The sequence below is a fragment of the Paenibacillus sp. FSL M7-0134 genome (assembly GCF_038007865.1).
In the GTDB taxonomy this organism is placed as follows: domain Bacteria; phylum Bacillota; class Bacilli; order Paenibacillales; family Paenibacillaceae; genus Paenibacillus; species Paenibacillus polymyxa_B.
On the sequence record NZ_JBBOXV010000001.1, the window covers coordinates 1,226,389 to 1,239,246 of the forward strand.

The following is a 12,858-nucleotide window of genomic DNA, read 5'->3' on the forward strand; positions in this document are numbered from 1 at the left end:
GATGAAGCGATAAACTGAATCAACGAAAAAGAATGTTTGATCTTTGAAAACTGAACAACGAGTGAGTAAAATGATTTTGTTCGCAAAATCAAACAAGAGATATTTTTATCTCGTCAGTTTCAAAATGAGCTTATCGCTCTTTCTATAAACCAACTTCGGTTGGTCTTTAATGGAGAGTTTGATCCTGGCTCAGGACGAACGCTGGCGGCGTGCCTAATACATGCAAGTCGAGCGGGGGTGTTTAGAAGCTTGCTTCTAAACAACCTAGCGGCGGACGGGTGAGTAACACGTAGGCAACCTGCCCACAAGACAGGGATAACTACCGGAAACGGTAGCTAATACCCGATACATCCTTTTCCTGCATGGGAGAAGGAGGAAAGACGGAGCAATCTGTCACTTGTGGATGGGCCTGCGGCGCATTAGCTAGTTGGTGGGGTAAAGGCCTACCAAGGCGACGATGCGTAGCCGACCTGAGAGGGTGATCGGCCACACTGGGACTGAGACACGGCCCAGACTCCTACGGGAGGCAGCAGTAGGGAATCTTCCGCAATGGGCGAAAGCCTGACGGAGCAACGCCGCGTGAGTGATGAAGGTTTTCGGATCGTAAAGCTCTGTTGCCAGGGAAGAACGTCTTGTAGAGTAACTGCTACAAGAGTGACGGTACCTGAGAAGAAAGCCCCGGCTAACTACGTGCCAGCAGCCGCGGTAATACGTAGGGGGCAAGCGTTGTCCGGAATTATTGGGCGTAAAGCGCGCGCAGGCGGCTCTTTAAGTCTGGTGTTTAATCCCGAGGCTCAACTTCGGGTCGCACTGGAAACTGGGGAGCTTGAGTGCAGAAGAGGAGAGTGGAATTCCACGTGTAGCGGTGAAATGCGTAGATATGTGGAGGAACACCAGTGGCGAAGGCGACTCTCTGGGCTGTAACTGACGCTGAGGCGCGAAAGCGTGGGGAGCAAACAGGATTAGATACCCTGGTAGTCCACGCCGTAAACGATGAATGCTAGGTGTTAGGGGTTTCGATACCCTTGGTGCCGAAGTTAACACATTAAGCATTCCGCCTGGGGAGTACGGTCGCAAGACTGAAACTCAAAGGAATTGACGGGGACCCGCACAAGCAGTGGAGTATGTGGTTTAATTCGAAGCAACGCGAAGAACCTTACCAGGTCTTGACATCCCTCTGACCGGTCTAGAGATAGGCCTTTCCTTCGGGACAGAGGAGACAGGTGGTGCATGGTTGTCGTCAGCTCGTGTCGTGAGATGTTGGGTTAAGTCCCGCAACGAGCGCAACCCTTATGCTTAGTTGCCAGCAGGTCAAGCTGGGCACTCTAAGCAGACTGCCGGTGACAAACCGGAGGAAGGTGGGGATGACGTCAAATCATCATGCCCCTTATGACCTGGGCTACACACGTACTACAATGGCCGGTACAACGGGAAGCGAAATCGCGAGGTGGAGCCAATCCTAGAAAAGCCGGTCTCAGTTCGGATTGTAGGCTGCAACTCGCCTACATGAAGTCGGAATTGCTAGTAATCGCGGATCAGCATGCCGCGGTGAATACGTTCCCGGGTCTTGTACACACCGCCCGTCACACCACGAGAGTTTACAACACCCGAAGTCGGTGGGGTAACCCGCAAGGGAGCCAGCCGCCGAAGGTGGGGTAGATGATTGGGGTGAAGTCGTAACAAGGTAGCCGTATCGGAAGGTGCGGCTGGATCACCTCCTTTCTATGGAGAATCGTTTCCTGAAATGGAAACATTCAAATAAGTAGGTACAATGTACCTGCGACTGGATATTCAATTCGGTTCATCGCGTTTGTGTGAATGAAATGAATATCCTTAACTTACTCACTCGTTGCTCAGTTTTGAGAGCTCAAACTCTCAAGCTTCGACGAATGTTTCATTCACACATCCGTGTGGAATCGAAATATTCATCGGATTTCGCTTCGAAGAGGCGAATTGCACCTTGAAAACTGGATACCGAAACGAAATTGCGTTTTAGAATATTCCTTTAAGCTGATCTTGTGTAAACAAGTGAAATAAAGGTAGCAGGTAAGGAAAGATCTTTTGCCTTTGGCAAAAATCATTCTTTATCGAACATCGACATTTTCTTTCTTTGAAAGAAAAGTCTAGGTTAAGCTACAAAGAGCACACGGAGGATGCCTAGGCGCCAGGAGCCGACGAAGGACGTGGCGAACAACGATAAGGCCTCGGGGAGCTGTAAGCAAGCTTTGATCCGGGGATGTCCGAATGGGGAAACCCGGCTGTCTTCATCGACAGTCACTTTCTGCTGAATACATAGGCAGAATAGAGGCAGACCAGGGGAACTGAAACATCTAAGTACCCTGAGGAAGAGAAAACAATAGTGATTCCGTCAGTAGCGGCGAGCGAACGCGGATTAGCCCAAACCAAGGAGCTTGCTCCTTGGGGTTGTGGGACGTCTCACATGGAGTTACAAAGGAACCGGTTAGATGAAGAGGTCTGGAAAGGCCCGCCAGAGAAGGTAAAAGCCCTGTAGTTCAAAACTTGTTCTCTCCGAGACGGATCCCGAGTAGTGCGGGGCACGTGAAACCCCGTATGAATCCGGCAGGACCATCTGCCAAGGCTAAATACTCCCTGGCGACCGATAGTGAAGCAGTACCGTGAGGGAAAGGTGAAAAGCACCCCGGAAGGGGAGTGAAATAGATCCTGAAACCGTGTGCTTACAAGAAGTCAGAGCCCGATCTATGGGTGATGGCGTGCCTTTTGTAGAATGAACCGGCGAGTTACGTTCCCGTGCAAGGTTAAGGTGAAGAGCTGAAGCCGCAGCGAAAGCGAGTCTGAATAGGGCGAATGAGTACGTGGACGTAGACCCGAAACCGGGTGATCTACCCCTGTCCAGGGTGAAGGTGCGGTAACACGCACTGGAGGCCCGAACCCACGCATGTTGAAAAATGCGGGGATGAGGTGGGGGTAGCGGAGAAATTCCAATCGAACCCGGAGATAGCTGGTTCTCCCCGAAATAGCTTTAGGGCTAGCCTCGGAAATAGAATCGTGGAGGTAGAGCACTGATTGGGTGCGGGGCCCGCAAGGGTTACCAAGCTCAGTCAAACTCCGAATGCCATAGATTTAGTTCCGGGAGTCAGACAGTGAGTGCTAAGATCCATTGTCGAAAGGGAAACAGCCCAGACCATCAGCTAAGGTCCCCAAGTGTGTGTTAAGTGGGAAAGGATGTGGAGTTGCACAGACAACCAGGATGTTGGCTTAGAAGCAGCCACCATTGAAAGAGTGCGTAATAGCTCACTGGTCGAGTGACTCTGCGCCGAAAATGTAACGGGGCTAAACACACCACCGAAGCTATGGCTTGATGCTTGCATCAGGGGTAGGGGAGCGTTGAATGCGGGTTGAAGGTGTACCGTAAGGAGCGCTGGACTGCATTCAAGTGAGAATGCCGGTATGAGTAACGAAAAGATCTGTGAGAATCAGATCCGCCGAAAGCCTAAGGGTTCCTGAGGAAGGTTCGTCCGCTCAGGGTAAGTCGGGACCTAAGGCGAGGCCGATAGGCGTAGTCGAAGGACAACAGGTCGAAATTCCTGTACCACCGTAATCCGTTATGAGCAATGGGGTGACGCAGTAGGGTAGTGACGCGGACTGATGGATGTCCGTCTAAGCAGTGAGGCTGGTGTGTAGGCAAATCCGCACATCGTTAAGGCTGGGCTGTGATGGGGAGCGAAAATTATAGTAGCGAAGGTCATGATCTCAGACTGCCAAGAAAAGCCTCTAGCCAGGAGAAGGTGCCCGTACCGCAAACCGACACAGGTAGGCGAGAAGAGAATTCTAAGGCGCGCGGAAGAACTCTCGTTAAGGAACTCGGCAAAATGACCCCGTAACTTCGGGAGAAGGGGTGCCTCGGTAGGGTGAATAGCCCGAGGGGGCCGCAGTGAAAAGGCCCAAGCGACTGTTTAGCAAAAACACAGGTCTGTGCGAAGCCGCAAGGCGAAGTATACGGGCTGACGCCTGCCCGGTGCTGGAAGGTTAAGGGGAGTGGTAAGCCTTCGGGCGAAGCTATGAACCGAAGCCCCAGTAAACGGCGGCCGTAACTATAACGGTCCTAAGGTAGCGAAATTCCTTGTCAGGTAAATTCTGACCCGCACGAATGGCGTAACGACTTGGGCGCTGTCTCAACGAGAGATCCGGTGAAATTTTAATACCTGTGAAGATGCAGGTTACCCGCGACAAGACGGAAAGACCCCATGGAGCTTTACTGCAGCTTGATATTGAATTTGGGTACGATCTGTACAGGATAGGTGGGAGCCGTAGAACTTTGAGCGCCAGCTTGAAGGGAGGCATCCTTGGGATACCACCCTGATCGTATCTAGGTTCTAACTTGGTACCGTGATCCGGTGCGAGGACAGTGTCAGGTGGGCAGTTTGACTGGGGCGGTCGCCTCCTAAAGAGTAACGGAGGCGCCCCAAGGTTCCCTCAGAATGGTTGGAAATCATTCGAAGAGTGCAAAGGCAGAAGGGAGCTTGACTGCGAGACCTACAAGTCGAGCAGGGACGAAAGTCGGGCTTAGTGATCCGGTGGTACCGCATGGAAGGGCCATCGCTCAACGGATAAAAGCTACCCTGGGGATAACAGGCTTATCTCCCCCAAGAGTCCACATCGACGGGGAGGTTTGGCACCTCGATGTCGGCTCATCGCATCCTGGGGCTGAAGTAGGTCCCAAGGGTTGGGCTGTTCGCCCATTAAAGCGGTACGCGAGCTGGGTTCAGAACGTCGTGAGACAGTTCGGTCCCTATCTGTCGTGGGCGTAGGAAATTTGAGAGGAGCTGTCCTTAGTACGAGAGGACCGGGATGGACGTACCGCTGGTGTACCAGTTGTTCCGCCAGGAGCACCGCTGGGTAGCTATGTACGGAAGGGATAAGCGCTGAAAGCATCTAAGCGTGAAGCCCCCCTCAAGATGAGATTTCCCAGTATGTAAGACCCCTTGAAGACGACGAGGTAGATAGGTTGGGGGTGGAAGTGCAGTAATGCATGGAGCTGACCAATACTAATCGGTCGAGGGCTTATCCTAAGAATAAAACGCAATGAGTTTCGGATCCAGTTTTCAGGGTGTAACCTTGAAAGTATGTACAAGTGACATATGATAAGCGCATGGCTATTCATTCACACGATAAGTGATGAACCGAATAACCATACGGAAGAATTTACGATGTAAATTCATGTTTGGTGGCGATAGCGGAGGGGTTCCACACGTACCCATCCCGAACACGACCGTTAAGCCCTCCAGCGCCGATGGTACTTGGACCGCAGGGTCCTGGGAGAGTAGGACGTCGCCAAGCAACAAGTAAAGAGGACCATGATCTCATTGAGATTATGGTCCTCTTTGGTATATTGCGGTACAAACCACTTATATAATTGCTTCTATGCTGCGCATTCAAAGAGGAGATATGCTCTTGTAAATAGTTATTACCTTTGGAAACGCTTATTTTTAAAGGTTGTCCTTCGTAGGAGTACAGTTGTTTGTACAGGGAAATACTAAAGGTTAGGGCTATTGATGAAGGCTTGACACCCCTATACCGCTTTGCTAAGATTGCAATAATATATTTTCAGAGAGCCTTGATTTGTCCATGTCGGACAGACAACAAGACCAATACAGACTAAACAATTTGAAGGAGGATCATCTTGGTGTGGGAAGATAAATTCGGTAAGGAAGGCCTTACCTTTGACGATGTTTTGCTGGTACCTCGCAAGTCGGTGGTTCTGCCCAAAGAAGTAAGCGTGGCGACTCGTTTGAGTGATAACGTAAAGCTGAATATTCCTTTGATGAGTGCTGGTATGGATACTGTTACTGAGGCAGTGTTGGCAATCGCGATGGCTCGTGAGGGCGGTATCGGTATTATTCATAAAAATATGTCGATTGAACAGCAAGCGGTAGAGGTGGATCGGGTTAAACGTTCGGAGAGCGGTGTTATCACCAATCCATTCTCATTGACTCCGGATCATTTGGTATCCGATGCTGAAGCAGTTATGGGTAAATACCGTATTTCTGGTGTACCTGTTGTAAACGAAGAAAACAAACTGGTGGGTATTATTACTAACCGCGATCTTCGCTTTATTCACGATTTTAACCTTAAAATCAGTGAAGTCATGACGAAGGAAGAACTGGTAACTGCACCTGTAGGTACGACTTTACAGGAAGCGGAAGTCATTTTGCAAAAGCATAAAATTGAAAAGCTCCCTTTGGTCGATGATGAAAATTATCTCAAAGGCCTTATCACCATTAAAGATATTGAGAAAGCTATTCAATTTCCGAACGCAGCGAAAGATGCACAAGGCCGTCTTCTGGTCGGTGCGGCTGTCGGCATTTCCAAAGATACATTTGATCGGACTGAAGCACTTGTAAAAGCTGGTGTGGATATGATTGTTGTGGACTCTGCTCACGGGCATCATATTAACATTATTGAAGCAGTCCGCAAGCTGCGTGAAGCTTATCCTGATCTGACGATTGTAGCAGGTAATGTAGCTACTGGTGACGGAACGCGCGAATTGATTGAAGCTGGAGCATCGGTCGTAAAAGTCGGTATTGGTCCAGGCTCCATCTGTACAACACGCGTAATCGCAGGGATTGGTGTTCCACAAGTAACAGCAATTTATGATTGTGCAACAGTAGCACGTGAATATAATATTCCGATTATTGCAGACGGCGGTATTAAATACTCCGGTGAAATTACAAAGGCTATTGCGGCAGGAGCTTCTGCGGTAATGTTGGGAAGTCTTTTTGCAGGTACGGAAGAAAGCCCAGGCGAATCTGAAATTTATCAAGGACGCCGCTTCAAAGTATATCGTGGCATGGGATCTATGGCTGCGATGAAGCAAGGTAGTAAAGATCGTTATTTCCAAGATGACGACAAGAAATTGGTACCGGAAGGCATAGAAGGACGCGTTGCTTATAAAGGACCACTTTCCGACACTGTTCATCAGCTGTTGGGCGGTCTTCGTTCTGGTATGGGTTATTGCGGTACAGCTAATATTGAGGAGCTTCGTAACGATACAAGCTTTATCCGTATTACAGGTGCTGGTCTGCGTGAGAGTCATCCGCATGATGTGCAAATTACGAAAGAAGCACCAAACTACTCTCTATAAAGTTCGGCTGTAGTAGACTTGACGACAGGCAGAGCGTATTTCGCTCTGCCTGTCTTTTTTTAGAGATACCCCTGTGATAGAATAGACAAGTGTCCGCCTTTATGACGAAATTAGTGATGAATTAGGGCACGTAGGTCTTTTGGACGATTCCTACCAGTGAAGAAGATTCGAGCAGGAAATGCTCATGACAGGATACAACTAAGAAAACGAAATAAAACTGGATTTTATAACGTTAAAACATTAACTACATTGGCCAAGTAGAGGCTGTAACCACCGTCTCGTTATACATAGCGGATCGGGTTGAGGTACGAGAGGAGTTTGTATTCATTTGAAAGCGAACAATTTAAAGCAAAATACAAAACGCAGCATGATTAAAAAGAGTGTGACTGCAGTCATGGTGCTTAATATGATGTATATGTCGGCATTGCCTGTTGTAGGCAATTTCGATTCTAGCGTGGCTACTTTTGCAGCTGGAGCGGCAACACAGGCAACCAATATTACGGGGACAGGTTCTATTAACCCCCCTAGTCTGGCACTACGTTCTGCCATTTTGATCGAGCCTTCCACCGGGCAAGTGTTGCTGTCTATGAATCCGGATGAGCCACTTCCACCAGCAAGTATGACTAAAATGATGACAGAATACATCGTGGCTGAACAGGTTAAGCAAGGTAAACTTAAGTGGACGGATAAGGTTACGGTTAACGAGAATGCTTCTAAGAGCATTGGATCACGTATTTTTTTGGCTCAAGGGGATCAACATACGGTAGAAGAGCTTTATATTGCAATGGCGGTAGGTTCTGCTAATGACGCCACAGTAGCCCTTGCTGAACGCGTATCCGGAACCGAGCAGGACTTTGTAAAACTAATGAATGAAACAGCTCAGAAAATGGGCATGAAAAATACGTACTTTATCAACTCGACTGGTTTGGACCGTGGTGATATGCCGAAGGGCTTCCAGCCGGATACAGACCGGGAAACTGTGATGACAGCGAGAGATGCAGCTACTCTGGCTGGTTACATCATTAAAGATCATCCGGATTACACGCGATTCACCACAATTCAATCTTACAAATTCCGTCCTACCGACAAGGCGCCGATTATTAACTATAACTGGATGCTAGAAGCAAACAAAAATATTACTAACTTTAGAAAGTTTGCTTACCCAGGTTTAGACGGGATGAAAACAGGCCATACGGCTAATGCTGGCAACTGTTTTACAGGAACCGCTGAACGCAACGGAGTGCGTCTCATCAGTGTAGTTATGGGAGCTGATTCAGATGCACACCGTTTTACAGAGACAGCTAAAGTACTGAACTATGGTTTTGATAACTTTGAAGTGAAGCAGGTTGTTGCTCCAAAGACGGTGGTTAAGGGTGTTGAGAATGTGCCAGTGACCAAAGGTACGGAAACAGAAGTACCGATCGTCACCAAGGATGCAGTAAGCTTTATTGTACCTAAGGGTGCGAGCAATCCTAAGGTAACCTTTACAACGAACATTACACCAGCAAGCTCTCTGGTGGCACCTTTGAAGCAAGGGGCCAAAGTCGGAACAATTACGTACACGTACAAGACAGACGGTGTGGATAAAGGGCAGACAAAAACCGTTGATCTGGTTACTACGACGGCAGTAGAAGAGGGCGGCTGGTTCCGAATGCTTTTCCGGGCAATCGGTGATTTCTTCGGAGATCTGTTCCAAGGAATTAAGAACCTCTTCTAAAAAAGCAAAGCTAAGCGACCTATCTTGTTTTTCATTACTTATTTTGCAGCTTGAAATGATTGTGTATTTGGCATTCGTGCGGTAAAATATTAAGTTAGAATCTAAACGTAACCCTTACAGGAGGCAACGATATGGAAACGGGAACTTCGCGTGTAAAAAGAGGTATGGCAGAGATGCAAAAAGGCGGCGTAATCATGGATGTCATGAACGCTGAGCAGGCTAAAATTGCAGAGGCAGCAGGAGCTACAGCTGTAATGGCTCTTGAACGGGTGCCTTCGGATATCCGTGCAGCTGGTGGGGTTGCTCGTATGGCTGATCCAACGATTGTGGAAGAAGTTATGAAGGTTGTTTCTATTCCTGTTATGGCTAAGGCTCGCATCGGTCACTTTGTAGAGGCAAAGGTACTGGAATCTCTCGGTGTTGACTATCTCGATGAGAGCGAAGTGCTGACACCTGCGGATGAAGTTTTCCATATTGATAAGCGGGAGTTCACCGTTCCATTTGTTTGTGGAGCCAAGGATCTGGGAGAAGCGCTGCGTCGTATTGGTGAGGGTGCATCTATGATCCGTACGAAGGGCGAACCGGGAACTGGGAATATTGTTGAGGCCGTTCGGCATATGCGTTTTATCAATGGTCAAATTCGCAAGGTGCAAAACTTGTCGAAGGACGAGCTGTATGCAGAAGCGAAAAACCTCGGAGTTGCTTATGAACTGCTGTTGGAAGTGCATGAGCTTGGCAAGCTGCCTGTGGTCAACTTTGCAGCGGGTGGTGTAGCGACACCTGCCGATGCCGCGTTAATGATGCATTTAGGCGCTGATGGCGTCTTTGTAGGTTCTGGTATTTTCAAATCGGATAGCCCTGAGAAGTTTGCACGTGCAATCGTGGAAGCGACCACTCATTATACGGATTACAAGCTAATCGCAGAAGTCTCCAAGAATTTGGGAACTCCTATGAAAGGCATTGAAATTTCCAAACTGGCACCGCATGAGCGCATGCAGGATCGTGGTTGGTAAGAAAGAAGGGACCGGCATGAAAATAGGTGTATTGTCGCTGCAAGGCGCTGTAGCTGAACATATACGAAGCGTTGAACGTGCGGGTGCGGAAGGTATAGCGGTGAAGAAGATCGAACAGCTCGATGAGCTGTCCGGTCTTATCATTCCCGGTGGTGAAAGTACCACTATCGGTAAGCTAATGCGCAAGTATAATTTTATAGAGGCTGTACGTCAGTTTTCCAATCAAGGCAAGCCTGTATTCGGTACTTGCGCGGGATTGATTGTACTGGCTAAAACGATTCAAGGACAGGAAGAAGCACATTTGGGACTCATGGATATTACAGTATCGCGTAATGCATTTGGTCGCCAAAGAGAAAGCTTTGAAACAGACTTGAACATTAAAGGGATTGAGGAACCGGTTCGTGCTGTATTTATACGCGCGCCATTAATACAGTCTGTTGGAACGGGAGTAGATGTGCTGTCTGAGTATAACGGCGAGATCGTGGCAGCCCGTCAGGGTCATTTGCTGGCTTCATCCTTCCATCCGGAGTTAACAGACGATTACCGGTTACATCAGTATTTTGTGGATATGGTCCGCGAATAGGGGAAAGTCAGGTTTGTAGTGTAGGAGGGATTACCTGTGTTAGATATAAAGATTTTACGTAATGAGCTTGGTCGGGTTGAGAAAGCTTTGCAGAACAGGGGGAAATCTCTGGATCTGATTAATGGTTTTACAGATCTGGATGTAAGCCGTCGTGAGTTACTACAAGAAAGCGAAGGACTCAAAAATCGTCGGAACGTGGTATCCGGTGAAGTAGCCAAGTTGAAGAAGAATAAGGAAAATGCGGATGATCTGATTGCAGAAATGCGTCAAGTCTCCGATCGTATTAAAGAATTAGATGAGCAAGTACGCGAACTGGAAGTACAGATCGACGAACTGGTGATGTCTATTCCGAATATTCCTAATGGAACAGTACCTGTAGGTGCATCGGAAGAGGATAATGTAGAAATCCGTCGCTGGTCGGAGCCACGCGAGTTTTCTTTTACACCTAAAGCGCATTGGGAATTGGCTCAGGATCTAGATATTCTTGATTTTGAGGCAGCAGCCAAGGTAACAGGTTCTCGTTTTACGTTCTACAAAGGACTGGGAGCAAGATTAGAGCGTGCGCTGATTAACTTTATGATGGATCTGCACAGCAGTGAGCATGGTTATGAAGAAATGCTTCCTCCATACATTGTAAATCGGGATAGCTTGTACGGAACGGGTCAACTTCCGAAGTTTGAAGAAGATTTGTTTAAGCTGCGTGATACTGAGTATTATCTCATTCCTACGGCTGAAGTTCCGGTAACCAACTACCACCGTGAAGAGATCATGAATGCGGAGCAGCTTCCGAAATATTATGTGGCATACAGCTCTTGCTTTCGCTCAGAGGCAGGATCAGCAGGACGTGATACACGTGGCCTGATCCGTCAGCATCAGTTCAATAAGGTAGAGATGCTTAAGCTGGTTCACCCGGATACCTCCTATGAGGAATTGGAGAAAATGACGAATAACGCTGAGCGTGTTTTACAGCTGCTCGGACTTCCATATCGCGTGCTGGCACTTTGCACTGGAGATATGGGTTTTACGTCTGCCAAAACGTACGATCTGGAAGTATGGTTGCCTGAGAGTGGCATGTACCGCGAGATTTCTTCTTGTTCAAACACAGAAGACTTCCAAGCGCGTCGTGCAAACATTCGTTTCCGTCCAGATTCGAAGGCGAAGCCTGAATTTGTACATACGCTGAACGGTTCAGGATTGGCTGTGGGTCGGACTGTGGCTGCTATTTTGGAGAACTATCAGCAAGAGGACGGAAGCATCGTGATCCCAGAAGTCCTGCGTTCATACATGCGAGGTGTTGAGGTTATTGCTCCTAAGCAGTAAGTGTTGCATTCTTAGAAATCCTGTGGTAAAATAATTTTGTTGCGCCTGAGTATGTTAAAAGGGAAGCAGCTTTATCCATTTACCACCTGGAGAGGTACCGAAGCGGTCATAACGGGGCGGTCTTGAAAACCGTTAGAGTGCAAGCTCACATGGGTTCGAATCCCATCCTCTCCGCCATATTTTAAATAAACCAAGTCATTCAAATACGATAGCTGATACATTGGCCTTTATAAGCTAATGATCAGGAATCGTGGAGAATGGCTTTTTTGTTGTATAAAAAGCTCGTTTTTTTCACACGTTATCAGATGTGGAGGTGCTGGCATGAATCGAGAAATGACAGTAGACCAGCAAAAGCTGGTAGAGGCCTGGCAGGAACAACTGCCGATTCTTTTGAATTCAGGGGACAAATCACAGGTACAGGCAGATGAAGCCAATAACCGGGCTATACGAATCCACATCGAGGTTGAAGGCCGACAAATGTACTCCTTTGATTTTGCATGTACTTATGTAGACTCCCGGGAAGTACAGGTTAGCTTAGTCGATGTAGAGCGGGACGGACAGTCTGTGGATGAACGAACAGATATCATTCAGCAGTTAGTGTCCGATTATACTCGGCATATTCACCAATGTGCCCAAACATTACAGTCGTTGACGCATTCGTAGGTCATGAAGGAATGAGGAGGAAGGCTACATGACAAAAGCCAAAAACGGACTGGATAAAAACCTGTCTAACATTGTTGATGATTTGGAGCAACGTCCAGTTAATAGTCATCAGGCACAGCAAGTGCAGCAGGATCGTAATGATCGCCGTCATCAGGATTCACTAAATCACGATAAAACGGAAGATCTACACCATCTATAGTCCTATTTTTAATGGTAATAAACGGATTCGTTGATGTACCAAAAATATAGACTGAGAATGGAGGATGCATAAATGAGCAAGCCTAAAGCCATTCCTGTTCCCGAAGCACAGGATTCTGGTGGAAGTAACGAAAAGCGTGAGCGTAGTCATCAGCAGGAGCCGTTATCCGGTTCCAAGAAGGTGAAACAGCGGAATCACGTGGATCACCATAATAGAGAAGGCTCATAAGCAGGCAGACCT

At 47.9% G+C, this 12,858-nt stretch carries 8 protein-coding genes, 1 tRNA gene and 3 rRNA genes; all 12 read left to right on the forward strand.

Annotation, left to right across the window (positions count from 1 at the left end; translation table 11 throughout):
• The first annotated feature begins 166 nt into the window (after positions 1-166).
• The 12 genes from NSQ58_RS05320 to NSQ58_RS05375 all read left to right on the forward strand — a co-directional run bounded on the left by NSQ58_RS05320 (position 167) and on the right by NSQ58_RS05375 (position 12,846).
• A 16S ribosomal RNA gene (locus NSQ58_RS05320) occupies positions 167-1,722 on the forward strand.
• Positions 1,723-2,126: 404 nt separating this feature from the next.
• Positions 2,127-5,051, forward strand: a 23S ribosomal RNA gene (locus NSQ58_RS05325).
• A gap of 151 nt (positions 5,052-5,202) precedes the next feature.
• Positions 5,203-5,319 (forward strand): 5S ribosomal RNA (gene rrf / locus NSQ58_RS05330).
• Together the 16S, 23S and 5S rRNA genes form the textbook arrangement of a ribosomal RNA operon.
• Positions 5,320-5,665: 346 nt before the next feature.
• A complete protein-coding gene (gene guaB, locus NSQ58_RS05335) occupies positions 5,666-7,123 on the forward strand; it encodes an IMP dehydrogenase (RefSeq protein WP_013308172.1) in 1,458 nt (485 codons plus the stop codon).
• A gap of 328 nt (positions 7,124-7,451) precedes the next feature.
• Entirely contained in the window at positions 7,452-8,840 is a 1,389-nt protein-coding gene (locus tag NSQ58_RS05340) for a D-alanyl-D-alanine carboxypeptidase family protein (RefSeq protein WP_160789808.1), read from the forward strand.
• A gap of 131 nt (positions 8,841-8,971) precedes the next feature.
• Entirely contained in the window at positions 8,972-9,853 is an 882-nt protein-coding gene (gene pdxS / locus NSQ58_RS05345) for a pyridoxal 5'-phosphate synthase lyase subunit PdxS (RefSeq protein WP_025720037.1), read from the forward strand.
• Between the two features lie 16 nt (positions 9,854-9,869).
• Entirely contained in the window at positions 9,870-10,436 is a 567-nt protein-coding gene (gene pdxT / locus NSQ58_RS05350) for a pyridoxal 5'-phosphate synthase glutaminase subunit PdxT (protein WP_053324339.1), read from the forward strand.
• A 36-nt stretch (positions 10,437-10,472) separates the two neighbouring features.
• Positions 10,473-11,756 carry a serine--tRNA ligase gene (gene serS, locus NSQ58_RS05355; RefSeq protein WP_341056992.1) on the forward strand — a complete coding sequence of 428 codons (1,284 nt, stop codon included), beginning with the start codon at positions 10,473-10,475 and terminating at the stop codon, positions 11,754-11,756.
• Between the two features lie 88 nt (positions 11,757-11,844).
• Positions 11,845-11,933: transfer RNA gene (locus NSQ58_RS05360), tRNA-Ser, on the forward strand.
• 144 nt (positions 11,934-12,077) lie between these two features.
• Positions 12,078-12,419, forward strand: coding sequence for a hypothetical protein (locus NSQ58_RS05365; RefSeq protein WP_013308177.1), 342 nt, complete (start codon positions 12,078-12,080; stop codon positions 12,417-12,419).
• 28 nt (positions 12,420-12,447) lie between these two features.
• Complete coding sequence (locus NSQ58_RS05370) at positions 12,448-12,618, forward strand: hypothetical protein (protein ID WP_007428073.1); 171 nt, start codon at positions 12,448-12,450, stop codon at positions 12,616-12,618.
• Between the two features lie 72 nt (positions 12,619-12,690).
• A complete protein-coding gene (locus tag NSQ58_RS05375) occupies positions 12,691-12,846 on the forward strand; it encodes a small acid-soluble spore protein P (protein WP_025720032.1) in 156 nt (51 codons plus the stop codon).
• Positions 12,847-12,858 lie beyond the last annotated feature (12 nt).